The organism is Granulicatella sp. HMSC30F09, from assembly GCF_001806915.1.
Classification (GTDB): Bacteria; Bacillota; Bacilli; order Lactobacillales; family Aerococcaceae; genus Granulicatella; species Granulicatella adiacens.
Window position 1 is genome coordinate 1 of the sequence record NZ_KV786416.1, and the last position, 24604, is coordinate 24604.

Below are 24604 nucleotides of genomic sequence, written 5' to 3' on the forward strand. Positions count from 1 at the left end.
CGGGTTCGGCAGTTCGAATCTGCCCCCCTCCATTTTTTGGAGTTGAATTTCAAACTATTTAGGGGTATAGTTTAAAGGTAGAACAGCGGTCTCCAAAACCGTTAGTGTGGGTTCGATTCCTGCTACCCCTGTTACTTTAATATTATGGCGACCGTGGCGAAGTGGTTAACGCATCGGTTTGTGGCACCGACATTCGGGGGTTCGATTCCCCTCGGTCGCCTATCTTGGGGTATAGCCAAGCGGTAAGGCAACGGACTTTGACTCCGTCATTCGTTGGTTCGAATCCAGCTACCCCAGTTTTTTTATAGTTTGATGGCGGTATAGCCAAGTGGTAAGGCAGAGGTCTGCAAAACCTTCATCACCGGTTCAAATCCGGTTACCGCCTTCCTGATATGCCGGCGTGGCGGAATTGGCAGACGCGCTGGACTCAAAATCCAGTGCCCGCGAGGGCGTGCCGGTTCGACCCCGGCCGCCGGTATATATGTAAAGACAAGGTTTTTAAGACCTTGTCTTTTTTGTTTTAATGATGAGTATAACCATTTAAATTCATTTTGCATAGTGGCATAAGTTGATGTGAATTCTGCTTTGTCTTACTATTAAATCAGATATTCTAATTTTTAGAAGGGTAGTTCATCAGTTCCATGTTCGAAACAATATACTATACATTTGTATCTTTACTTCTTTATTTTATAATCCTTTTTTTCTCGCAAGTGCTATATTCTGTTTTGAAAAGAAAGAAGACTTCATTAGAACTTTTAAAGATTATAAGAGATCTTTTTAAAACAATTGTTTTCATAGTGCTACTAATATATGCACATATTTTGAATGAATTGTCTTTATCAGTAAACTTTGTATCTCTTTTCTTTTTCGGGTCGTGTACTATTTTATTTATCTTTTTATTTACTAAAAAGGATAATAGTCATTATCCTTTACATACAAAAGTTTCAGCGATTCTTCTATCACCTATTATTGAAGAAGTGATTTGTAGAGAAATTGCTTATAATTCTGATTATGTTTTGGTTTCTTATGTACTGGGAACGATGATCTTTATCTTTTTCCATTTTGCTTTTGACTTTAAGAGCATCATTTATTTTCTATGTATGTCGAGTTTACTTTTCCTTTTAAGGGAACAATCTGGTTCAGTTCTAAATTCTATTCTTCTTCATATGATGATGAATCTAACCATTATTTATAGAAAATAATTTTATTAGAATTTTTTGATTTACGAAACACGAAAGCCCAATGAAAATGTATCGTTGGGCTTTTTAAACTTAACTATTTTTTATAAAAGACATTTAGTAACTTAAAGCAGAGGGCTAGATTGAGAAGAATAATAAGTAGTGTGAGGATGGAAGAAAAGTAGAGTTGGAAAGGGTTTTGTAATAGTTGATGAATCCATATTGAACAACATACCCCTGTTACGATTCCGCTTAAAAGACCAGGTACATATCTTTTTAGATAAATACTTTGAAATACATGGATTACAATGTGATAGTTATATGCGATGATGATTGTTTGATAAATTGTAAAATCACCCACATAAAAACTATAGGCTAGAAAAGCTAAAAGAATTAGAAATTCCTCGAAGACGATTAGGTTAAACTTAAAAGGAGAATAGAGTTCCTTGAAATTTTTTAATTTCGAATTTTCAACCATAGAGGGCATAAAAGAGGGCATAAGAAGAATCTCTTCCATTTCGTGAATCATAAATAAGCTAGGAAAAAGTAAATAGAACGCGATTGAATTCATAATGTGAACCTTCTTTATTAAAAGTTTTATATTGAATATTATACCAAGAAAAGGAAACTGCGATGAAATATTGACACTTTCTTATGGTTAAAATGGTTAATTTATCAGCTATTAGTGACACTATTGTTTGTTTCGTTTATAATAGAAGAGATAGTAGAAATATTTATATTTCAAATTTAAGGAGGTAAGTATGCGAGTAGGTATATTTACAGATACGTACTTTCCACAAGTGAGTGGGGTTGCTACTTCAATTCGAGTACTAAAAGAAGATTTAGAAAGACAAGGACATAAGGTCATTATTTTTACAACTACTGATCCAAAAGTGACTGAGCCAGAAGAAAATATTGTACGATTAGGTAGTGTTCCTTTTTTTGCGTTCAAAGATCGTCGAGTTGCGATTCAAGGGCTGGGGAAAGCTTATCGAATTGCGAAAGAAAATGAATTGGATATCATTCATACGCAAACTGAGTTTAGCCTTGGATTAGCAGGCAAACTAATTGCTGCTATGTTGAAGATTCCAACGATTCATACGTACCATACAATGTATGAAAAATATTTACACTACATTGCAAAAGGTAAAGTGCTACGTCCAAGTCATGTGGCGTATATCTCTAAAGCGTTTTGTAATCAAACAAGTGGAGTAGTTGCTCCTAGTCAAATGACAAAAGATAAGCTACTTGAATATGGAGTGCTTCAGGAAGTTCGAGTGATTCCAACTGGAGTCGTTGTTCCTCCGCAAGAACCAGATATAGCGAAAACTTTAAGAAGTGAGCTGGGGTATTCAGATGATGAAGTGGTGTTACTATCACTCAGTCGTTTGTCTCAAGAGAAGAATATCGCTGCAGTGATTGCTGCGTTACCAGCTATCGTAGCAAGTAAGCCAAATGTACGCTTATGTATTGCTGGTGGCGGACCTGAAAGAGAGAAGCTCGAAGCGCAAGTGGCAGAACTTGGCATGAACGATTTTGTTCAATTTGTGGGCGAAATCAAAAATGAAATGGTCTATAAGTATTATCAAATGGCAGATCTTTACGTGAATGCTTCTGAATCAGAAAGTCAAGGATTAACCTACCTAGAGGCACTTGTTAACCGCGTTCCGGTAATAGCTAAGAAGAATGATTACTTAAGCGGCCTGATTACAGCAGATGCTTTAGGAATGTTATTTGAAACAGACGCAGATATTGCCAACTGTGTCTTAGGTTATATTGAAAATCAACTAGAAAACGAAGCGGAAGTATCAGTATTACAAGACCAATTATTATTGGAAATTTCTTCTGAAACATTTGGAGAAAGAATTGTAGATTTCTACGAAGCTGCGATTAACGGCTATCAATGGAATCAAGAACATTCGCATAACATTATGAATCTGATGAAATTTTTACGTTTATCAACAAGTGAGTTAAAGGATGAAGAAAATGAAAATTAATACAGTAGGCTTTGTTGGCACTGGCGTGATGGGGAAATCCATGATTCGCCATTTGCTAAAAAAATATAATGTTGTAGTGTACAATCGTACGAAAGAAAGAGCATTAGACCTTCTTGAAGAAGGAGCGATTTGGGCGGATACACCTACTGAAGTTGCTAATCAATCGGATGTGGTTTTAACAATTGTAGGCTATCCAAAAGATGTAGAAGAAGTGTACTTCGGTGAACAAGGAATCTTCAAGTCTACGAAGGAGCATCTTGTTGTAGTAGATCTTACAACAAGTACCCCAACTCTTGCTAAACGCATCGCAGAAGAAGCTACTAGTCGTTCGTGGGAGGCTCTAGACGCACCTGTTTCAGGTGGAGATCTTGGTGCAAAAAACGGAACTCTTTCTACAATGGTTGGTGGGACAGAGGAAACATTAGAAAAAGTATATCCAGTATTGGATTGCTTCTCTAAGACGATTACGTTGCAAGGAACTGCAGGTGCTGGGCAACATACAAAAATGGCTAATCAAATTATGATTGCAGGAACGATGACAGGTTTAACAGAGATGCTCGTTTATGCAAAAGCTGCAGGACTTGATTTGGATAAGGTATTACAAACAGTTGGTGCAGGAAGTGCGGCCAACTGGTCACTCTCAAATTATGGACCTCGCATTTTAAAAGAAGATTATTCTCCAGGATTCTTTGCAAAACATTTCCTTAAAGATTTAGGAATTGCACTTGATGAAGCAGAGAGAATGCGTCTATTTTTACCAGCAACTTTACAAGCGAAGAAACTATACGAAACGCTCTGTGACGATGGTTTTGCAGATGATGGTACCCAAGCTTTAATCAAATTATATTGGAATTTACCAACTGAATAAAATTCTCTTAAAAGAATGGTTATTCTTACTATCAAAGATGGGTTTTATGGTAGAATAATGGAAGAAAGTTTGAAAGGGGTAGTAATTATATGAAACCTTCACAATTGGTGGCAATTGTTCAACGTCTGCAAACAATGGCAGCACAAGATTCTGAGATTGAGGTGCGTCGTTTTGAAAAGGATGGCGTTGAGAAAGCTATCGTTACTTTTAATCATGAAGCAAATAGTTTTGAATTAGAAGACGTAGAAACAAATCAAACATTCCAATTTGATGATATTGATTTAGTGACAATTGAAATCTTTGAAATGTTACAAGATTAAAAATTAACTGTGAGTAAAGCCACGGCGCAGAGTGTCTGTGCTGTGGCTTTTCAATATAAAAGGTAAGGATGAACAAATGGAAATTGCGTTATTAGGATTTGGCACTGTTGGTAGCGGTGTTTATAATATTTTGAAAACAAATGTAGCAAAATTACAGAGAGTACTTCCAGAAGAAATCGAGATTAAGACGGCTTTAGTTCGTGAACCAGAGTTGATGCAACAAACAGATGTTGTATTTACAAACAATATTAACGATATCACTAAGGACCCAGAAATCGAATTAGTAGTTGAAGTGATGGGCGGAATCACAACCGCATATGATTATGTAAAAGCCTGCTTATTAGCGAAAAAATCAGTTGTAACAGCCAATAAAAATTTAATTGCTGTTCATGGAGTTGAATTGACAACACTCGCTAAATTAGAAGATGTGTACTTGTACTATGAAGCAAGTGTTGGCGGTGGAATTCCAGTTCTTCGTCCGATGGTGCAACACTTTGAAACGAATGATGTGGAATCCATTGTTGGTATCGTCAACGGGACAACAAACTTCATTTTAAGTTCTATGGAAAAAGAAGGACTCAGCTACGAAGAAGCATTAAAGATTGCTCAAGAAAAAGGCTTTGCTGAAGCGGATCCAACAAGTGATGTGGAAGGACATGATGCAGCTTATAAATTAATGATTTTGACTCGTTTAGCTTTTGGCGTAAATGTTACTTTTGATGAAGTAGCTAAAACCGGAATTTCTGGAGTCACAACTTCTCATATGAAGATGGCTTCTGAGAATGGGTATGCAATCAAACTTCTAGCGAAAGCTCTTAGCGATGGCGAAAAAGTTTCGCTTGAAGTGGCACCAACTTTTGTACCAGCAAATCATTTGTTAGCGCAAGTTCATTATGAAAACAATGCGATTTCTGTAACAGGAAATGCCGTGGATGAAGTTTTATTCTACGGAAAAGGAGCAGGCTCACTTCCAACAGCAACAAGTGTCTTAGCAGACGTAGTGGAAGTCCTTCGCCGCAAAGGAAATGGAAGTGCGGTGGAAACATTTGGCCGTGTAGAAAGCCCACTTGTGGAATTCAGTCCAGAGGCTGCGACAAGTTCTTATTTCGTATATGGAAAAGGAAACTTGAAAGAAGCTCCGTTCAATGGAGAAATTGTATCAAACAGCCAAGGTGAATTCGGTGTTCGTTATACAGCTTTAACTGCAAGTGAGTTAGCTAAAGTAAAAGAAGCTTTCGCTCATCTAAATGAAGTCGCTATTTATCCAATCTTGGAGGAAGCATAATGGCATTAACAATTAAAGTTCCAGCAACTTCAGCCAATATCGGACTAGGATTCGATTCACTTGGGATTGCAGTGAATTTATATTTAACACTTCACGTAGGAGAACCTTCTAGCGAATGGGTGATTTCGCATCCGTTTGGAGAAGAGATTCCGACAAATGAAGAAAACTTAATTATTGAGACTGCTTTAAAAGTTTGCCCAACATTAGCACCGCATAAACTTGTATGCGAAAGTGAGATTCCTTTAACAAGAGGACTTGGAAGTAGTTCGAGCGCGATTGTTGCCGGAATCGAATTAGCCAATGTTTTAGGCAACTTACAGTTAACCAACGACGAAAAAGTCAAATGGGCAACCCTTTTCGAGGGACACCCTGACAATGTGGCACCAGCAATCTTAGGAGGTGTCGTTGTCGCTACTTATGATCACTACACGCAAGAAGTGTTGACGGTTCATAAAAATGTAGAAGCATCGATTGCAATGGTCGCTGTGATTCCAAACGTTCAACTATCAACGAAGAAGAGTCGTGGCGTACTGCCAAGTTCGCTTGCATACGGCGAAGCGGTCGAAGCAAGTAGCCGTAGTAATGTCTTAGTAGCTGGATTAATGGTGGAAGATTGGAAAGTCATTTCATCAATTGTTGAAAAAGATTTATTCCATGAAACATATCGTTCAACGCTTGTTCCTTGGATGGAAGAGGTTCGTACGATTACAAAAAATGAAGGCCTAGATACATGCGGAACTTACTTAAGTGGAGCAGGTCCAACGGTGATGACATTCGTTCATAAAAAAGAAGTAGATCGTTTTGTACAAACATTAGAAAAGTATTTAGAAACAACGCTAAAGGATTGCGCGATTCGTGTGCTTGAAATTGATGCGCAGGGCGTTTACGTAAAGTAGAAGGAGAACTATGGCACTATTCAAACCAACGTGGTTTAAAAAGACCTTTCAAGAGATTACCGTTCCTTTCTTACAAGAGAATGGAATCGAAGTTGTCTTAACCGATTTAGATAATACACTAATTGGCTGGGACGAAAAAGAAATCGATGGAAATTTACTTGCTTGGGTACGTTCATTAAAAGAAGCAGGCATCAAGATTGTTCTTGTATCGAATAATAATGAACATCGTATCAAAGATGCTGCTGAAAAGTTGGATGTCCCATATGTGTATCCTGGGTTGAAGCCACTGCACAAGGGATTCAAAGCAGCACAACAATTACTGGATTTTGATAAATCGAAGACGGTAATGGTGGGCGACCAATTATTGACAGATATTCTAGGAGCGAATACATTTGGAGTTAGAACCATTATCGTAAAACCTAGAAAAGAGAGCGATGCTTGGAAAACAAAAATCAATCGTTTCTTTGAAAAAGGAATTTTTGTAGTGACACAAGGTGTGTCTTATCATAAGAAATGGGAGGAGGATTAATCATGGAACAGTATGTATGTATTGGATGTGGAGCAACAATCCAAACGGAAGATCCAAAAGGAACGGGGTACACACCGCAAAGTGCATTAAATAAAATGCTGGAAAGTGAAGGCCCTCTCTATTGCCAACGTTGTTTTAGACTTCGTAATTATAATGAGTTACAACCGGCCTCTCTAACAGACGATGACTTCTTAAAGATGTTAAGTAGTATCGCCGATGAAGATGCGCTTGTCGTATTTGTGGTTGACTTATTTGATTTATATGGAAGTATGATTTCAGGCTTAAAACGTTTCGTGGGGGATAACCCAATTTTATTTGTAGCCAACAAAGTAGATTTATATCCAAAATCAGTCAACCGTAATCGCCTTAAAGCATGGATTGAACGTCATGCAAAAGAGTACGGTATTAAACCGGTCGATACACTTCTTGTGAGTGGTCATAAACGGATTCAAATTGATGAGTTACTTGAGAAGATTAACGAGTACCGAAAAGGGAAAGATGCATATGTCGTAGGGGTCACAAACGTAGGAAAATCAACACTCATTAATAAGTTGATTCAAAGTATTGGTGAAACAGGCGAAGTGATTACAACATCTCAATATCCAGGAACAACGCTTGGACAAATTGATATTCCATTTGATGAACATTCTTCATTAGTGGATACACCGGGGATTATTCACCGTCATCAAATTACTCACTACTTAGCGGAAAAAGAAATGAAGAAAGTCTTACCGCAAAAAGAGTTACAACCAAAGACATTCCAATTAAATAGTGAGCAAACGATTTTTATCGGCGGCTTGATTCGTGTTGATTACGAACAAGGAGAACGAAATTCATTTACATTCTATACACCGCAAACAATCGACTTGCATCGCACGAAGTTGGAGAAGGCGACTGAGTTTTATGCCAAACATGCAGGAACACTTCTAACGCCGCCAACAGGAGACAATATGAAATTGTATCCAAAACTAGTGAAGAAGACATTTACGATTAAAGAGAAAACGGACTTAGTGATTGCAGGGCTTGGCTGGGTAACGATTCAAAAACCAGGTACGGTATCTGTATGGAGTCCAAAAGAAGTCGACGTGATTCAACGTCAATCTATTATTTAGAGAAAGGAGAGCTTTCATGGAATTAAAAGGGAAAGAAAGACAGTTCTTCAAAAAAGAAGCACATTCGTTGAAGCCAATTTTCCAAATCGGGAAAGGCGGACTTAGCGAAGAGATGATTCATCAAATTCAAAACGCTGTTGAGAAACGCGAATTGATTAAAGTGACTTTATTGCAAAACACATTAGAGGAGCCCCAAGAAGCTGCTGAAACAATTGCTGAGGCAACTGGAAGTACCATCATTCAAGTGATTGGCCATACGATTGTGTTATATAAAGAAGCTCGAAATCCAAAACATAGAGATCTTTCAGTACGATTTGCAGAATTCAAAAAAAGAGGTCGATAGACGATGGTTGCTGAACTCAATATTTTTTCTGAGACATTAAACAAAACTGAAAAATTCGGTGAAGAAATGCCGGTAGAACGCGTAGGGCTTATCGGAGGTAGTTTCAATCCGCCACATATTGCACATTTAATTATGGCTGAACAAGCACGTGTGCAATTAGGCTTAGACAAGGTGTACTTTTTACCAAGTCATATTCCGCCACATGTGGATGAGAAAAAGACCATTGATGCGAATACCCGTGTGGAAATGACACGCCTTGCAATTCAAGATAATATTTATTTTGATATTGAGACGATTGAACTCGAGCGTAATGAGAAGAGTTATACGTATGACACGATTCAACTCTTAAAGAGACAAAATCCGAATACGGAATATTACTTTATTATTGGTGGAGATATGGTGGATTATTTACCGACATGGCATAGAGTGGATGAATTAGTTCATGAAGTACAATTTGTCGGGGTTGAACGTCCAGGATATGAAAAAGAAACGCCATATCCAGTCCTATGGATTACAGCACCGAAGATGGATATTAGTTCAACACAAATTCGAAAAAATGTCTTATTCCAACAAAGCATTAAATATTTGGTGCCAGAATTAGTGGAAGCCTATATTGCCGAAAAGGGGTTGTATTTAGAATGAGCGAAGTAAAGAGCTTTGAACCTTATACAACAATGACAAGAGAAGAGTTATTATCACATGTCCAGTCAAATATGAGCGATAAGAGATATCAACACTGCCTGCGTGTCGAACGAAAAATATTGGAATTAGCAAAGCTTTACGGCGTCGATGAGAAGGCTGCTGCGTTTGTGGGATTAGCGCATGATTATGCTAAAGAAATCCCAGTGGAAAAACAGCAAGCTCTTGCCAAAGAAATTGGACTTCCTGAAATGTATCATCATGAAGGTTCTGAAATTCTACACGGGCCGATTGGAGCGTATTTGATTTCAAACCTATGCGGAGTAAAGGCTGAAGAATTACTTGATGCCATTCGTGAGCATACAATTGGAGGGCTTCAAATGAGTCTTCTTTCTAAGTGTCTCTTTGTGGCAGATGCAATCGAAGACGGAAGAGATTATCCAGGTGTGGATGTTGCAAGAGAAATCGCTGCGAAGAATATTGATGATGCGGTCTTTTATTTATTGAAGCATACATTGGAATTTTTATTGGAAAAAGAAGTAAGTATTTTTCCAAAAACAATAGAAGTTTATAATCATTATTTGAAACAAAGAAAAGGAGAATAGAATGGAACATACCAGTAAAAAATTATTACAAGTTGTTTTAGATGCTTGTGAAGACAAGTTAGCACAAGAAGTGGTTGCACTAGATGTAGCAAGTCTTACACCAGTTGCAGAATATTTCGTGATTACACACGGTAAAAACGAAAAACAAGTACAAGCGATTGTCGATGCTGTAGAAGAAGCGGTTGAAAAAGAAGGCTTCGAAGTAAGAAGTATCGAAGGTAAAGATGGTGGTAAATGGATCTTGATGGACTTGAATGATGTCATTGTCCATGTATTCTATTATGCTGATCGCGAATTCTATAATTTAGAAAAATTATGGAGCGATGCACCAATCGTGAATATTGTGAGTGAAAACTAATGAACTATCAAAAATTTGCTCATGTATATGACCAAGTGATGGATCAACAACTCTACGATGAATGGACGGACTATGCAGTTCGTTCTTTTTCGCATAGTGCCAAAAGACCGGTTCGTAAAGTGATGGAACTTGCTTGCGGGACAGGAGAAGTATCTATGCGTCTTGACGATAAAGGATACGAAGTCATTGGCGTTGATTTATCCAAAAATATGTTAGAGATTGCTGAAAAGAAAGCGCAAGGTAGACATATCAAATGGCTTCAAGCGGATATGCGAGTATTGGAAGAGGTACCGACAACCGATGCAGTAACGCTGTTTTCAGATTCACTCTGTTATTTAACAGACTTTGAAGATGTCGTTTCGGTATTTGAAGCGGTATACGACCACTTAGAAGAGGGTGGAATTTTCCTCTTCGATGTTCATTCACTGCATCAAATGCAAGAAGTTTTCCCAGGATACCAATATCATTTTGTGGAAGATGATTTTGCGTTTCTATGGCAAAGCTATGAGTTAGACGAGCCAGGTAGCGTGGAACACGTCATCGATATGTATATTAAACAAGAAGATGGCAACTTGTATGAGCATTTCCAAGAAGTGCATGAAGAGCAAACTTTCCCTATTGAAATGGTTAAAGCCGCACTAGAGATGGTGGGTTTTACCGATATTATGGTGACGGCTGACTTTGGAAGAAGCCAAGTCCAAGAAACGAGTCCGCGTTGGTTCTTCCAAGCGGTGAAATGAGGCTTATGTATGAAAGTATGTGGAGTAATTGCTGAATTTAATCCATTTCATCAAGGCCATGCTTATCTGTTAGAACAAGCACGCGAAAAAACGGGTGCGGATGTTATTGTTGTCGTGATGAGCGGTAACTGGGTGCAACGTGGTGAACCTGCTATCGAACAGAAATGGAGTCGTGCAGAAGTCGCGCTTCAAAACGGAGCGGATGTTGTGATTGAGATGCCGACTGCGGTCAGCTGCCAAGCAACAGACCTCTTCGCAAGAGGCGCAGTAGAAATCTTGCAAAAGGTAGGGTGCCACTTCTTAGCTTTTGGTTGTGAAAGTGGAGATGCGGCTTTTTTTGAAGTAGCGGTATCTCAACGAAATACCATTGAAAAAGAAATTAGTCGTTTTGTAGAAGAGAACCGTTCACTAACTTTTGCTAGCCAATTAACACAGCTCGCTGTGAAAGAGTTTGGAGAAGCCAGTGCACTCGCAGAAGCCTTACAGTCTCCAAATCAACAGTTGGGACTAGCTTACGCCGTTGAAAATGCTAAGAGTGAACATCCAATGCAGATCGTTCCAATTACAAGAGTAGGAAGTGGACATTTGGATGATGAGTTAGACAAAACTGCTTTTGCCAGTGGAACAGCCTTACGAAAAGCGTTGAAGGGGAATCGCGTTGAGAAAGTATTACGAGAACAATTGTCTTATGTACAGTTTGATGAAGAAGAGTACGAAAACGATTGGAGTTCTTATTGGCCACTCTTGAAGAGTATCGTCTTAAGAAGTACTGACGAAGAGTTATGCGCCATTTATCAAATGGAAGAAGGTATCGAGAATCGCTTGAAGGAAGCTGTTCGAACAACTTCGACTATTGAGGAGTGTCTCCAACATCTCAAAAACAAACGGTGGAGCTGGGCAAGGTTGCAACGACTCCTCGTTTATGTTTTACTTGGAGTAACTAAAATGGAAATGGAAGACTATTGGAATACACCGTTTCATCAAGGTAAAGTCCTGGGGTTTACTTTAAATGGCCAAAAGTGGTTGAAGAATATGAGGGAAGTAGAGTCGTTCAATTTAATAACTAATTACGCAGCCTATAAAGATGAACGCCAAGAAAGTTGGGATTTATTGTATGATTTTTGGAATCCATCCAAGCAAATTTCTGCTACGGTCTTTAAGCCGATTCAAGTGAATAAGGAGATAGGATTTTAATCTCTGTATTTTCAAGCTTGTAAAGTAAAAAGCTTTGACAAACTTTCAATAAACTAGTATAATTCAGTATGTTGCTTTAGGGGTGAAAATTGTGAAAATATCAGTTAAACAACTTCAGGATTCTCAAGGGACTCCAACTTACTTTGATACAGAAATTAATGTGGAAGAGGCTTTAAAACAACGAGATGATTCCATTGTTGCTGTTTCGCCAGCATACATAAAAGGATTTCTTGTTTATCAAAGTCAATCAGTTGTAGCGCAATTTACTTGCGATGTTGATATCACACTTCCTTCATCCAGGTCTTTAGAGCCAGTGGTAGTTCCACTCCACATAGATATTGTGGAAAGATACATTCCGTCCCATCTCTCGGTTGATGAGAAAGAGCTAACAGAAATTGTGATGCCTCTTGATGGTGATTGGGTTGACCTTGAACCCGCTGTGGAAGATCATATTTTACTTTCAATTCCTTTACAAGTCTTATCGCAAGAGGAATTGAGTGAAGATAAAATGCCTTCAGGAAATGATTGGGAGGTTGTAACGCAAGAAGCTCTTGAAGAGCGACGCAAACAACAAAAAGAACAATCGGTTGATCCAAGGCTAGCGTCTTTACAGTCTTTCTTCGAAAAGGATGAGACTGAGAAGTAAAAAGCATTATGTAAAGAAGATTGATTAGGAGGTGTACAAAAATGGCAGTACCAAAACGTAAAACATCAAAAGCGAGAAAAGCAAAACGTCGTACTCACTTCAAATTAGAAGTTCCAGGATTGAGCGCATGCCCATCATGTGGAGCATTAAGAAAGAGCCATCACGTTTGTCCTGAGTGTGGTTCATACGACGGAAAAGAAGTTGTTTCTAAAGAAGCATAATCATAAACGTTACAAAACCTTAGACAGTTGTCTAAGGTTTTTTCTTTTTATAGTTAAGAAGCAAGATTTATCAAAAATGATCTGTATCATTTTTGATAAATTTAAAAATATTATGAGTTTTAAGAAATCTATTGTAAACTAGTAGTAATGGAGGTGAGTCAATGTTATTTTTTGAAATCGTACTATGGTTAGTATTTATTTTAAGTTTCGTGGGCTTCACGGTCGTTTTTGGAAATCGAATCTTCTATAATGAGACTCGCTTCATAACTATTCGTGAAATTATGACACCAATGCTGTTGTTGGTGTTACATACCACTAGTGTGAATGTCTATGGTTATTCTTGGTTTAGTTATGCTACATTAGGTTTTGCTCTTATTGGGTTAGCATTACTATATTTCAAATTAAAAAGAGGGAAACTAGTTCTTAGACCTTTCCTCCACCAATTATTTTCTATTTCGTTTTTATTTTTTGGATTGCTTGTCCTATTAGTACAAGTTGGAAGATTCTTCAAATAATTGTATAAAATCAATAGTTCTAAGCTCTTTACGCGGAAAGTGTAAAGAGCTTTTTTTGTGCACTAAAACATTCTATATGGGGAGAGAAAACTTTTTTAAACTTTTTTAGTAAAAAAGTGGTGAAAAGTGGTGGATTGTGGTAAACTATGGTTACTATATTATTGGAATGGAGGAGTCTGCATGTTAATCGGTGAATATCAACATACAATTGATGCAAAAGGACGTATGATCGTGCCTGCTAAATTTCGTGAAGATTTAGGATTCACCTTTATCGTCACACGTGGACTTGATGGCTGTTTATACGGTTATCCTCTCGAACAATGGGAGCTCATTCAAAATAAATTGAGAGACTTACCACAGTCTAAAAAAGATGCACGTGCTTTTACACGTTTTATGAACTCTGCTGCGATTGAAGTAGAATTTGACAAGCAAGGTCGTGTGAATATCTCTCAAACGTTACGCGCGTATGCGGGATTAGAAAAGAATTGTCGTGTTATCGGAAACAATGATCGTATTGAGATTTGGAATGAAGAACGTTGGCAAGAATATATTGCTGAAACAGAAGAGAATTTTGAGGAATTAGCCGAAAATATGATTGATTTTGGCTTTTAGAAAGGGAAGGGACCATGTTTAAACATATCACTGTATTGCTACATGAAACGGTAGATGCATTATCCATTAAGCCAGACGGAATCTACGTAGACTGTACACTGGGTGGTGCGGGACATAGTCAATACTTACTTAGCCAATTAACGACAGGGCATCTTTATTGCTTTGATCAAGATATGCAAGCCATTCAACATGCAAAGGCTCGTCTTGCTAAAGAAGTTTCTGAAGGAAAAGCAACTTTTATTCACGCAAACTTCCGTCAATTAAAGAAAGAACTTGGGAAACTAGGTGTTTCTAAAGTAGACGGAATCTTATACGATTTAGGAGTGTCTTCACCACAACTTGATCAGATTGAACGAGGATTTAGTTATCATCAAAATGCAAAGCTCGATATGCGAATGGACCAAAGTGCTCCGTTAACGGCAGAAGAGATTGTAAATGAATGGAGCTATGACGAATTAGTTCGTATCTTCTATCGTTATGGAGAAGAAAAGTTCTCGAAACAAATTGCTCGTAATATTGAACGTATTCGTGCTCAACACAGAATTGAAACAACCGGAGAATTAGTGGATATCATTCGAGATAGTATTCCTGCTGCTGCAAGAAGAAAAGGCGGACATCCTGCAAAAAGAATTTTCCAAGCGATTCGTATCGCGGTGAATGATGAATTAGCAGCGATAGAAGATTCCTTGGAGCAAGCCTTCGAAGTAGTTTCAGTTGGCGGAAGAATTAGCGTTATCTCTTTTCACTCATTGGAAGATAGAATCGTGAAAACGATGTTTAAACAACAAAGTACGGTTGAAAAAGCTCCGAAGAACTTACCGATTTTACCAACGGAAGAAGAAAAAGCTCCGTTTCAATTGGTGAATAAAAAACCAATTTTACCAAGTTTAGAAGAAATAACAGAAAACTCTCGTTCGCAAAGTGCGAAGTTAAGAGTCATTGAGAAAATTAAAGGATAATTTAGAAAGAAGGGATTACTAGTGGCATTAGCAGAAAAATATGTGGACACGTTGAATGTGAGCGTACCTAAGCAAACGCCTCTAGTTCGTAAGGGTCAAGAGGTTACTTCAATTCCTGAAGAAAAACAAAAAGCAAACTTAATGCAAGTTTTAATTCTTTCAGGAGTGGTTTTAGCGTTCTTAGCAACAATGACAATTGTCGCTAGCATGATTGTTGCTAATAAAAATAGACAATTACAGGACATTGAATCACAAACAACACTTATTCAACGTGAAAATAATACTTTACTTCAATCAACACAAGAATTGTCTCAATACGACCGTGTCAATCGTATCGCAAATGAACAAGGCTTGAAGATGAATGAAGATAATGTTAGGAATGTTGGACGATGAAAAAAACGAATAACAATAACATTGCGAGAAATAGGCGTCGAGCGAGCTTTATTTTAATGGGACTCGCTAGTGTCTTATTTCTCATTTTTTCTGTACGTTTCTTTAGAATTATGGTTTTAGGGAATATTCATAATGTAGATTTACGAGCAGAAATTAATGATAAAATTCATCAAAAAAGGACTTTAGCGGCTAAACGTGGAACCATCTATGATGCCAGTGGAAGTCCAATTGCGGTAGATGCAACAAATTATTCTATTTATGCAGTCTTGACCGATCAATGGAGTAAAAATGCAGAAACCCCAGATTATGTAACGGATATTAATAAAACAGCCGAGGCGTTGTCGAAACATATTTCTCTTTCTAAAGAGGAGATTGTAAAGATTTTAAGTCAGAAGGATGTTTCTCAAGTCGAATTTGGAAATGCTGGAAAAAATCTTTCGGTTCAAGTGAAAGATAAGATTGAAGCGGAGAAGCTTCCCGGAATTAAGTTTTCAGAGAGTCCAGCGAGATATTATCCAAATGGGATTTTTGCTTCTCATTTAATTGGATATACAGATTCTGTTGAGGAAACGGTAGATCATAAAACGACTATTTCTTTAGTTGGAAAGACTGGTTTAGAAGGCCTTTATAATGAACAATTAACCGGAACGGCAGGAGAAGTAGAATATACGGTTGATGGGAATGGCTATGTGATTTCGGATACTGAAAAAGTGACCAAACAACCAAAAGACGGAAAAGATATTACTTTAACATTGGATAAGAGACTTCAAACTTACCTAGAATCTTTAGTCAGCGCGGCAGATAAGCAGTATCAACCTGTTCAGATGACTGCAATGCTAGTGGATCCAAAAAGTGGAAATATTGTAGCGGCTACACAACGCCCAACTTATAACTCTACGACGAAAGAGGGAATTGATGTTCAGTGGAACAACCTTCTAACAGATCAAGCTTATGAGCCTGGATCAACCATGAAAGTTTTAGCTTTAGCTGCGGCAATTAATGAAGGGGTCTTTGATCCAAATGAAAGATATCAATCAGGAAGTGTAAAGATTTATACGGACTTAGTTAGGGATTATAATAAAGTAGGGTGGGGAAATATCACTTATTTAGAAGGTTTAGCCCATTCTAGTAACGTTGCCTTTGTTCATGTTATTCAAAAGATAGGTGTCGAAAAATGGAAACAATATTTAGAAGCATTTGGATTTAGTAAATCTACTAATTCAGGATTTGCAAATGAAATATCTGGTTCAAATCCATTTAATTCCTACTTACAACAATTATCTACTGGTTTTGGACAAGGGATTACGGTTACGGTGTATCAAATGATGCAAGCTTTTACTGCGATTGCTAATGGTGGACAAATGCAAAAATTACGTTTAGTGGATCATTTTACAGACTCTAATACCGATAAAGAAACACCAAATCCAGTAAACTCATTAGGAAAAGTCATTTCACCAGAGGCGGCTAAAAAAACACTCGAATATTTATATCAAGCAACTCGAATGAAAAATGGGACGGCTTATGAATTTAATATCGACGGAGAAGAAATAGCAGCTAAGACAGGGACTGCTGAAATTATTAATCCAGAGACAGGTAAATACTACTCCAGTGGAAACAATTATATTTTCTCTGTAGTTGGTTTTGCACCTTATAATGATCCAAAATATATTTTATATGTTACCGTTAAACAACCTCGGGTGGCTGTAACTGGAAATACAATTCTTAAAGAAATTTTCAATCCAATAATGAAGAGAAGCTTAGAATATTCAAGACTCTCTGAGTAAAAGAAGGAGGAAGACATGTTTGCGAAAGAACTAGCGGATTTATTAGTCATTAAACGAGTGGAAGGCTCTTTAGAAAATATCTTTGTAGATAAATTAGCTCAAGATTCGCGTAAAGTTGTGCCCAATACAATGTTTTTCTGTATCGAAGGTGTAACAGTAGATGGTCATCTTTTTGCGGGAAAAGCAAAGGAGTTAGGAGCCAATGTATTTGTTGCTTCTAAACCAATTAAAGAACAAGTTGGAGATTCCCCTGTGATTTATGTAAAAGATGTGACTCGAGTAATGACGTTATTTGCGAATCATTTCTATGGTTATCCTTCAGAGAATCTAAATATGATTGGGGTTACAGGAACAAATGGAAAAACGACTGTAACCCATATGGTGGACTATTTATTAGAAGAATTAGGAAAACCAACAGCATTGATTGGAACGATGTATCGTAAAATCGGTGAGGAACGTATTGAAACAAGAAATACAACACCAGAAATATTAACCGTGCATGAAACATTGCAAAAGGTTAAGGAAATTGGTGGAAATACCTGTATTATGGAAGTTTCTTCTCATGCTCTTCAATTGGGGCGCGTGTGGGGGATTGACTATAATGTGGCAGTATTTACAAACCTTACGCATGAACATTTAGATTTGCATAAAACAATGGAAAATTATGCGCATGCTAAGAGCTTACTATTCTCACAATTAGGAAATCATTCTAAAAACGAGAAGCCACGGGTAGCTATCCTAAATCGTGACCAGGAATATTTTGAGCAATTTGCATATTCTACATCAGCGGAAATTATTTCCTATGGCTTTACTGAAGAAGCAGATATTCGAGCTACTGAAATTGAGAGCAATGGAGCGATGACAACTTTTGTAGTAACCGTGAATGGTGAAAAACTTCCAGTAATGATTCCAATGATTGGATTATTTAATGTTTACAATGTGTTGGCGGCGTTTGGAGTAGCGATGGTTAATGGAATTCCTTTACGAAAGGCGATTGAAAAAATTGCCAAGTTCCCTGGTGTAGGTGGACGAATGCAATTAATCCAAAAAGGCCAGCCATTCCAAGTCATTATTGACTTCGCTCACACCCCAGATGGGTTAGAAAATGTGTTGTCAACGCTCGAAGAAGTAAAAATAAATCGTGTAATCACAATTATGGGACATAGTGGAGGAAATCGGGATTCAAGTATGAGGCCAGAACTTGGAGAGATTGCTTTTGAAAAATCGGATTATGTGATTTTAACGGCAGACAATCCTAGACAAGAGTCTTTAGAAAAAATTTACTCTGAAATCGTATCAGGTAGAAAAAACGAAAATACTCCATATGAATGTGTAGATGATAGAAAACAAGCAATAGAACGAGCCCTAGAACTCGCACAAGAAGGAGATATCTTGTTATTTGCGGGTAAAGGTGTTGAACCTTACCAAGTGATTGGCGAAGAATATATTCCTTACAATGAAGTTGAGATGGTGGTTCAAGCGCTTGAAAAATTAGGGTACAAGAACTAGGGTAGAAAAAGGAGAGTATTATGATTGAAATCATTTTAGCAGTCGGGTTATCGTTTCTAGCAACGGTAATTGCCGAACCACATTTTATTCAATTTATGAAAATGAAACAGTTAGGACAAACGACTTTAGATGAAGGGCCATCTTGGCATAAAGCTAAAAGCGGAACACCAACGATGGGTGGACTAGTTTTTCTTTGTATGATTAGTTTATCTAGTTTAATTATGGGGGCAGTTTTTGGTCATTTCAATTTTGTTTTATTAAGTGGAGTTATCGGCTTTGCTTTCTTTGGTTCTATCGGATTTCTTGACGATTATATTAAAGTGTTTAAGAAACAAAATGAAGGATTAAAGAGTCACGAAAAATTTGCTCTTCAATTATTCGGAGCTGCAATTTTTGTGGCACTGTATCTTTTAAGTGGAAACCAACCTCTTATTTACCTTCCGTTGTTTGGAGAAGTAAATAGTATTATTGTTTTTGCGTTATTCACAATTATTTGGATTGCAGGTTTTTCAAATGCAGTGAATTTAACAGATGGTTTAGATGGATTAGCCACTTCAACAAATATTATTGCATATGCAACTTACGGAATTATCGCAACTCATGCAGGTCAAAATTCAATTGCTGTATTTTGTTTCTGTGTAGTAGGGGGATTAGCAGGCTTCTTATTATTCAACTGGAAACCGGCGAAAGTCTTCATGGGTGATGTTGGTTCATTAGCTCTTGGAGCAGGACTTGCAATTATTTCTATTATGCTTCATAAAGAATGGACCTTACTTCTTGTTGGGATTATTTTCGTTTTTGAAACTCTTAGCGTTATCCTGCAAGTAGGGTCGTTTAAATTAACAGGAAAACGAATTTTTAAAATGAGTCCTATTCATCATCATTTTGAAATGAGTGGATGGAAAGAAGTGAAAATCGTTTCAGTCTTTAGTGCTGTCGGTTTCGTTGCGGGGCTAATTGTTGCAATTATTTTCTAAGAGAATTAACATATTTTAACGGAGAGCTGGCCATTTTTGTCCAGCCTTTCTCCATATACATATTAAAAAGAGAAAATTGGAGGAATCATTGTGCGGAATACACATGCATTTGAAAATAAAAAAGTACTAGTCATTGGACTTGCTAAAAGTGGAGTGAATGTAGCGAAATTGCTATACCATTTAGGAGCAGATGTGACGGTGAACGACCGAACACCACTTGAAGAAAGTGTTGACGCACAAGGGTTAGTTGCTGAAGGGGTTAAAGTGGTTTCTGGGGGGCATCCACTAGAGTTACTTGATGGAGACGTGGATTTCGTTGTTAAAAACCCAGGGATTCCTTATTCAAATCCTTTAGTAGCCAAAGCTGTTGATAAAGGGTTACCAGTTTATACTGAAATTGAAATTGCACAACGTGTCATGGAAGGAACGGTTCTTGGTATTACAGGTTCTAATGGAAAAACCACGACAACTACACTAACAAACTTAATGCTACAAGAATCATTTCCTGAAAGAAGAACTTTTGCTTGCGGAAATATCGGAGTACCTTTATCGCAACTAGCAGAAGATTCAAAAGAAACAGATATTTATGTCACTGAATTATCAAGTTTTCAATTAATGGGAATTAAAGATTTTCGTCCTAAAGTAGCGTGTATCGTGAATATCTTTAGTGCGCATTTGGACTATCATGGATCTCGCGAAGAGTATGTAAAAGCGAAATTACAAATCACTAAAAATCAAACAGAAGAGGATTTCCTTGTTTACAATGCGGATTTCCCAGAATTATATGAGTTTATTAAAGGCCATACAAAAGCAACCTTAGTACCTTTCAGCCGCAAATCGGTCTTAGAACACGGTGCTTATGTGGATGAAACTACGATTTACTTTAATAGGGAAGCCGTAATGCCAATCGAAGCCATTCAAGTACCTGGCGTTCAAAATGTGGAAAACGTGTTAGCCGCAGTCGCGATTAGTAAATTACAAGGAGCAACCAATGAAGGAATTGAAAAAGCAGTTCGTTCATTCCATGGAGTAAAACACCGTACACAATATGTGAAGACAATTGAAGGTCGTAAATTCTACAACGACTCAAAAGCAACAAATATCATTGCAACACAAACAGCGTTACGTAGTTTTACAAATCAATCTGTTGTATTGATTGCGGGTGGATTAGATCGAGGAAATAGTTTTGAGGAATTAGAACCCTCTCTTGGAAATGTCCGTGAAATGGTCGTTTACGGAGAAACAAAAGAGAAGTTGAAAGCGACTGCTGAAAAACTATCGATTCCAGTAACTGTAGTAGAAACATTAGAAGAAGCAGTGCCAAAAGCGTATGCAGCTAGTCGTGAGGGAGAAATTGTATTGCTTTCACCAGCGTGTGCAAGTTGGGATCAATTCGCTAACTTTGAAGTACGTGGCGATTGTTTCATTGAAGCAGTAGAGAAACTGTAATTTATAGGAGAAAAAAGATGAGAGTATTAGTTTCAGGAGGAGGAACGGGTGGACATATTTACCCAGCTCTTTCCTTAATGAATTATTTGAAAGAAAAAGACCCTTCAACAGAGTTTCTCTATGTAGGAACTGAACGCGGATTAGAAAGTACCATCGTTCCAAAAGCGGGATATGATTTTAAAACGATTAAGATTCAAGGAATCGTTCGTTCATTATCGTTAGAAAACTTTAAGACATTATGGTATTTCTGTACAAGCTATTTTAAAGCAAAAGAAATCGTAAAAGAGTTCAAACCAGATATTGTAATCGGTACTGGAGGATATGTATGCGCGCCGGTATTATACGCAGCAGCAAACATGGGAATTCCAACGATTATTCATGAGCAAAACAGTTTAGCAGGAATCACCAATAAATTCTTAGCAAGAAAAGTGTCTAAGATTGCAATTTGCTTCGATGCGGTTCGTAAAGATTTTGCAAAATACGAAGATAAAGTGGTCATGACAGGAAATCCTCGTGGACAAGAGCTAGCAAATGCTGTTCGTGATGATGCTTATCTAGATTCACTTGGAATCAAAAAAGAAAAACCGATTGTATTAATCTTTGGGGGAAGCCGAGGCTCATTACGAATGAACGAATCATTCTTAGAAGCTTTAGAGGAATTAGAAGCAAAAGATTATCAAGTGGTTATGGTGACCGGGCAAGTGCATTATGACAAAATCAACAATCATATTACAAGTTTGAAAAAACCATTGCAAAATGTCACAGTTTTACCATATATTAATAATATGGTGCAAATGTTCCAAAACACAGATTTAGTAGTTTGTCGTAGTGGAGCAACAACATTGATTGAATTAACAGCTTTAGGATTACCAAGTGTTTTAATTCCAAGTCCGTATGTGACTGAAAATCACCAAGAAGCCAATGCAATGTCATTAGTTGAAAAAGATGCAGCGACTATGATTTTAGAGAAAGATTTAAATGGACAAAGTTTAGTTGCAGAAATTGATCGTATAATGGAAGATGAACCAAAACGTCTACAAATGGCCAGCAATTCCAAAGCTTTGGGAATTACCGATGCTTCAACGAGACTTGAAACAATTATTCATTCTCTAGTGAAATAAAGATAGAAGGAGGAGAATATGTTTAATCGAAAGGCACCAAAAAAAGCTCCTCCGCGTGAATTAACACCTTGGGAGTTAGCGCAGCAAAATTCGTCTTTTTCTAGAGGAGAAGAGGACGTTCCAAAAGAGGAGGTTCATCCTCCCAAAAAAGAACCCAAACCTAAAAAGAAAAAGCCTGAATCAAAAGGAATTACGAATGCAACACTGTTAAAAGGAATTTTTATTGTGTGTTTAGCTTGGAGTATTTATTTTATTTCTCCACTATCAAAAGTTTCTGAGATTGAGGTAGTAGGATTAAGCCAAGTTCCTGCTGAACTAGTTCAAGAGAAAGATGGAATTGTCAAAGGGCAAAGTATTTGGACGATTTTAGCCAATCGTACACGTACCGCAACACTTTTAAAAGCTGCCAGTCCAAAAATTAAAGATGCTTCTATTGAATTAGTAGCATGGAATAAAATACGTTTGAATATTGAAGAAAATCCTGCTATTGGTTATTTTAAAACGGAAGAGAAAACATTTGAACTTCTTGCTGATGGTCAAACAATCGAAGTGGAAGCAAATCTTTCTACTGAAGAATATCCAGAATTAGTAGATTTTACTGAAGAAACTCAATATAAAACTCTAGCGAAACAATTAGAAAAAGTTTCTAGTAGTATTATTCGAGAGATAAAAGAAATTCAATATCCAAACGATATTAAAAATCACCAAAAAATTTATTTGAAGATGAAAGATGGAAATCGAGTCATCGGAAATTTGAAGGATATTGGGGATAAATTAGTGTATTATCCATCAATTGCAAAACAGTTGAATGGTAAAAAGGGAACCGTTGATATGGAAGTGGGAATATACTTTACACCGGATACAACGATTCGATAAAAAAGTCTTAAAACTCGCTCATATGTTTTTTGTAGTGAACGTAATTGTGTTAAAATATAAGGAGTATCACTAACAAAATTAACATTAAAAATGAATTATGAATAATCGTATAGGAGGTTTCAATAAACGTGAAAAATCAGGGAATTTATGTGAGTTTAGATATTGGAACCACTTCAATAAAAGTTGTAGTAGCTGAGTATGTCAGAGGACAATTAAATATTATTGGAGTCGGCAATGAAAAATCAGAAGGATTGAGCCGTGGAGTCATCGTAGATATTGATGAAACAGTTGAATCTATTCGAAAAGCAGTACGACAAGCAGAACAAAAATCAAATATTCAAATCAAGGACGTTATCGTTGGAATTCCAAGTAATCAAATTTCAATCGAACCTTGTCATGGAATGATTGCCGTATCAAGTGAAAATAGAGAAATTACAGATGTGGATGTATACAATGTGATTTCTGCTGCAAAAGTTCGTTCAGTTGCACCTGAACGCGAAATTATTTCTGTTATTCCAGAAGAGTTCATCGTGGATGGATTTGACGGAATTAAAGATCCTCGTGGAATGATTGGTGTTCGTTTAGAATTATTTGCGAGCATGATTACAGGGCCTAAGACGATTGTTCATAATATTAAACGTTGTATTGACAAAGCTGGATTAAATATTGAAGAAATGGTGATTCAACCATTAGCGATTAGTCAAGTAGCATTAACTCCAGGTGAAAGAGAATTTGGAACAATTTTAATTGATATGGGTGGTGGCCAAACAAGTGCTTCCGTTATGCATGACAATCAGTTGAAATTCTCATTTGTGGATCAAGAGGGTGGAGATTTTGTATCAAAAGATATCTCAATCATCTTGAATGCAAGCTTTGAAAATGCTGAACGCATTAAACGTGAATATGGATATGCAATCTCATCAGAAACGAGTGCAGATGAATTCTTCCCAGTTGAAACAATTGGAAAGAAAGATCCAATAAAAGTAGATGAACATTACTTATCAGAAATTATTGAAGCTCGTGTCGTTCAAACTTTTGAAACGGTAAAACGTGCTCTAGACCAAGTGGAAGCATTAAAACTTCCAGGAGGAATCGTGTTAACGGGTGGAGCTTCTTCACTTGCAGGAGTTCAAGAGTTAGCACAAGAAATTTTTGGAGTACAAGTGAAAACTTATATTCCTGAGCAAATGGGAATGAGAAATCCTATTTATGCAACAAGTATGGGGTTAATTCAATATGCTGCAAGCTTAGACGATGTTCACCGTATCGCACAAAAAGGGAAACCTGGTGTAGAACAACGTCCAGTACAAAGCACTCCAAAAAGTGCACCTGTACAAGTTCAACCAACAGCTCCAGTTCAGCAACCACAAGATGTTGAACAAGAAGCAAGTGGTGAAGAACAAGGGTTTGGAGCAAAAGTGAAGAACTTCTTTAAAATGTTTATTGACGAAAATTAAGAAGAGAACCAAGGAGGAAAT

Annotated in this window: 28 protein-coding genes and 5 tRNA genes; 32 read left to right on the plus strand and 1 reads right to left on the minus strand. The window is 37.3% G+C overall.

The window, feature by feature from the left end; genetic code table 11:
• Positions 1–60: 60 nt before the first annotated feature.
• The 6 genes from HMPREF3103_RS02895 to HMPREF3103_RS09730 all read left to right on the plus strand — a co-directional run bounded on the left by HMPREF3103_RS02895 (position 61) and on the right by HMPREF3103_RS09730 (position 1202).
• A tRNA-Trp gene (locus HMPREF3103_RS02895) sits at positions 61–131 on the plus strand.
• A gap of 16 nt (positions 132–147) precedes the next feature.
• Positions 148–220 (plus strand) — tRNA-His (locus tag HMPREF3103_RS02900).
• A gap of 5 nt (positions 221–225) precedes the next feature.
• Positions 226–297 (plus strand) — tRNA-Gln (locus tag HMPREF3103_RS02905).
• A gap of 17 nt (positions 298–314) precedes the next feature.
• Positions 315–385, plus strand: a tRNA-Cys gene (locus HMPREF3103_RS02910).
• A gap of 9 nt (positions 386–394) precedes the next feature.
• Positions 395–478, plus strand: a tRNA-Leu gene (locus HMPREF3103_RS02915).
• 163 nt (positions 479–641) lie between these two features.
• Positions 642–1202 (plus strand): CPBP family glutamic-type intramembrane protease, encoded by a 561-nt coding sequence (locus HMPREF3103_RS09730; RefSeq protein ID WP_070437155.1) that lies wholly within the window; start codon positions 642–644, stop codon positions 1200–1202.
• A gap of 73 nt (positions 1203–1275) precedes the next feature.
• Here the strand turns inward: HMPREF3103_RS09730 and HMPREF3103_RS02925 are convergent, their stop codons facing one another.
• On the minus strand, positions 1276–1749 hold the full coding sequence (locus HMPREF3103_RS02925) for an HXXEE domain-containing protein (protein WP_070437156.1): 474 nt from the start codon (positions 1747–1749) through the stop codon (positions 1276–1278).
• A 190-nt stretch (positions 1750–1939) separates the two neighbouring features.
• Between HMPREF3103_RS02925 and HMPREF3103_RS02930 the strand changes: the two genes are divergently transcribed.
• The 26 genes from HMPREF3103_RS02930 to ftsA all read left to right on the plus strand — a co-directional run bounded on the left by HMPREF3103_RS02930 (position 1940) and on the right by ftsA (position 24583).
• The gene (locus HMPREF3103_RS02930) at positions 1940–3175 is read left to right on the plus strand and encodes a glycosyltransferase family 4 protein (RefSeq protein WP_070437157.1); all 1236 of its coding nucleotides are present in this window, start codon (positions 1940–1942) and stop codon (positions 3173–3175) included.
• Entirely contained in the window at positions 3156–4043 is an 888-nt protein-coding gene (locus HMPREF3103_RS02935) for an NAD(P)-dependent oxidoreductase (protein ID WP_148128795.1), read from the plus strand. The genes HMPREF3103_RS02930 and HMPREF3103_RS02935 overlap by 20 nt, the downstream gene beginning before the upstream one ends.
• An 89-nt stretch (positions 4044–4132) precedes the next feature.
• Positions 4133–4363, plus strand: coding sequence for a YkuJ family protein (locus tag HMPREF3103_RS02940; RefSeq protein WP_005606007.1), 231 nt, complete (start codon positions 4133–4135; stop codon positions 4361–4363).
• 76 nt (positions 4364–4439) lie between these two features.
• Positions 4440–5648, plus strand: coding sequence for a homoserine dehydrogenase (locus HMPREF3103_RS02945; RefSeq protein WP_246826947.1), 1209 nt, complete (start codon positions 4440–4442; stop codon positions 5646–5648).
• A complete protein-coding gene (thrB, locus tag HMPREF3103_RS02950) occupies positions 5648–6544 on the plus strand; it encodes a homoserine kinase (RefSeq protein ID WP_070437160.1) in 897 nt (298 codons plus the stop codon). The genes HMPREF3103_RS02945 and thrB overlap by 1 nt, the downstream gene beginning before the upstream one ends.
• 10 nt (positions 6545–6554) lie before the next feature.
• The gene (locus tag HMPREF3103_RS02955; protein WP_070437161.1) at positions 6555–7073 is read left to right on the plus strand and encodes a YqeG family HAD IIIA-type phosphatase; all 519 of its coding nucleotides are present in this window, start codon (positions 6555–6557) and stop codon (positions 7071–7073) included.
• 2 nt (positions 7074–7075) lie between these two features.
• Entirely contained in the window at positions 7076–8185 is a 1110-nt protein-coding gene (gene yqeH / locus HMPREF3103_RS02960) for a ribosome biogenesis GTPase YqeH (protein ID WP_371327441.1), read from the plus strand.
• Positions 8186–8201: 16 nt separating this feature from the next.
• The gene (gene yhbY, locus HMPREF3103_RS02965; protein ID WP_005605998.1) at positions 8202–8528 is read left to right on the plus strand and encodes a ribosome assembly RNA-binding protein YhbY; all 327 of its coding nucleotides are present in this window, start codon (positions 8202–8204) and stop codon (positions 8526–8528) included.
• A gap of 3 nt (positions 8529–8531) precedes the next feature.
• Complete coding sequence (locus tag HMPREF3103_RS02970; RefSeq protein WP_070437162.1) at positions 8532–9170, plus strand: nicotinate-nucleotide adenylyltransferase; 639 nt, start codon at positions 8532–8534, stop codon at positions 9168–9170.
• On the plus strand, positions 9167–9772 hold the full coding sequence (yqeK, locus tag HMPREF3103_RS02975; protein ID WP_005605995.1) for a bis(5'-nucleosyl)-tetraphosphatase (symmetrical) YqeK: 606 nt from the start codon (positions 9167–9169) through the stop codon (positions 9770–9772). The genes HMPREF3103_RS02970 and yqeK overlap by 4 nt, the downstream gene beginning before the upstream one ends.
• 1 nt (position 9773) lies before the next feature.
• On the plus strand, positions 9774–10130 hold the full coding sequence (gene rsfS / locus HMPREF3103_RS02980; RefSeq protein WP_005605994.1) for a ribosome silencing factor: 357 nt from the start codon (positions 9774–9776) through the stop codon (positions 10128–10130).
• Positions 10130–10870 (plus strand): class I SAM-dependent DNA methyltransferase, encoded by a 741-nt coding sequence (locus HMPREF3103_RS02985; protein ID WP_005605993.1) that lies wholly within the window; start codon positions 10130–10132, stop codon positions 10868–10870. The genes rsfS and HMPREF3103_RS02985 overlap by 1 nt, the downstream gene beginning before the upstream one ends.
• 9 nt (positions 10871–10879) lie before the next feature.
• Positions 10880–12064, plus strand: a complete 1185-nt coding sequence (locus HMPREF3103_RS02990; RefSeq protein WP_070437163.1) for a nucleotidyltransferase — start codon at positions 10880–10882, stop codon at positions 12062–12064.
• Between the two features lie 91 nt (positions 12065–12155).
• Positions 12156–12710, plus strand: coding sequence for a YceD family protein (locus HMPREF3103_RS02995; protein WP_070437164.1), 555 nt, complete (start codon positions 12156–12158; stop codon positions 12708–12710).
• Between the two features lie 41 nt (positions 12711–12751).
• Positions 12752–12931 (plus strand): 50S ribosomal protein L32, encoded by a 180-nt coding sequence (rpmF, locus tag HMPREF3103_RS03000; protein WP_005605990.1) that lies wholly within the window; start codon positions 12752–12754, stop codon positions 12929–12931.
• 161 nt (positions 12932–13092) lie between these two features.
• Entirely contained in the window at positions 13093–13446 is a 354-nt protein-coding gene (locus HMPREF3103_RS03005; RefSeq protein WP_005605989.1) for a hypothetical protein, read from the plus strand.
• Positions 13447–13626: 180 nt separating this feature from the next.
• Complete coding sequence (gene mraZ / locus HMPREF3103_RS03010) at positions 13627–14058, plus strand: division/cell wall cluster transcriptional repressor MraZ (protein ID WP_039848828.1); 432 nt, start codon at positions 13627–13629, stop codon at positions 14056–14058.
• Positions 14059–14072: 14 nt separating this feature from the next.
• Complete coding sequence (gene rsmH, locus HMPREF3103_RS03015) at positions 14073–15017, plus strand: 16S rRNA (cytosine(1402)-N(4))-methyltransferase RsmH (RefSeq protein WP_070437165.1); 945 nt, start codon at positions 14073–14075, stop codon at positions 15015–15017.
• 21 nt (positions 15018–15038) lie between these two features.
• A complete protein-coding gene (gene ftsL, locus HMPREF3103_RS03020) occupies positions 15039–15410 on the plus strand; it encodes a cell division protein FtsL (RefSeq protein WP_005605986.1) in 372 nt (123 codons plus the stop codon).
• Positions 15407–17194 (plus strand): peptidoglycan D,D-transpeptidase FtsI family protein, encoded by a 1788-nt coding sequence (locus tag HMPREF3103_RS03025; protein WP_070437166.1) that lies wholly within the window; start codon positions 15407–15409, stop codon positions 17192–17194. The genes ftsL and HMPREF3103_RS03025 overlap by 4 nt, the downstream gene beginning before the upstream one ends.
• A gap of 15 nt (positions 17195–17209) precedes the next feature.
• The gene (locus tag HMPREF3103_RS03030) at positions 17210–18703 is read left to right on the plus strand and encodes a UDP-N-acetylmuramoyl-L-alanyl-D-glutamate--2,6-diaminopimelate ligase (protein WP_070437167.1); all 1494 of its coding nucleotides are present in this window, start codon (positions 17210–17212) and stop codon (positions 18701–18703) included.
• Positions 18704–18723: 20 nt separating this feature from the next.
• A complete protein-coding gene (gene mraY, locus HMPREF3103_RS03035) occupies positions 18724–19680 on the plus strand; it encodes a phospho-N-acetylmuramoyl-pentapeptide-transferase (RefSeq protein ID WP_070437168.1) in 957 nt (318 codons plus the stop codon).
• Positions 19681–19770: 90 nt separating this feature from the next.
• Positions 19771–21129, plus strand: a complete 1359-nt coding sequence (gene murD, locus HMPREF3103_RS03040; protein WP_070437169.1) for a UDP-N-acetylmuramoyl-L-alanine--D-glutamate ligase — start codon at positions 19771–19773, stop codon at positions 21127–21129.
• A gap of 17 nt (positions 21130–21146) precedes the next feature.
• Positions 21147–22250, plus strand: coding sequence for an undecaprenyldiphospho-muramoylpentapeptide beta-N-acetylglucosaminyltransferase (gene murG / locus HMPREF3103_RS03045; protein ID WP_070437170.1), 1104 nt, complete (start codon positions 21147–21149; stop codon positions 22248–22250).
• Between the two features lie 18 nt (positions 22251–22268).
• Positions 22269–23126, plus strand: a complete 858-nt coding sequence (locus HMPREF3103_RS03050) for a cell division protein FtsQ/DivIB (protein WP_070437171.1) — start codon at positions 22269–22271, stop codon at positions 23124–23126.
• A 128-nt stretch (positions 23127–23254) separates the two neighbouring features.
• The gene (ftsA, locus tag HMPREF3103_RS03055; protein ID WP_005605973.1) at positions 23255–24583 is read left to right on the plus strand and encodes a cell division protein FtsA; all 1329 of its coding nucleotides are present in this window, start codon (positions 23255–23257) and stop codon (positions 24581–24583) included.
• Positions 24584–24604 lie beyond the last annotated feature (21 nt).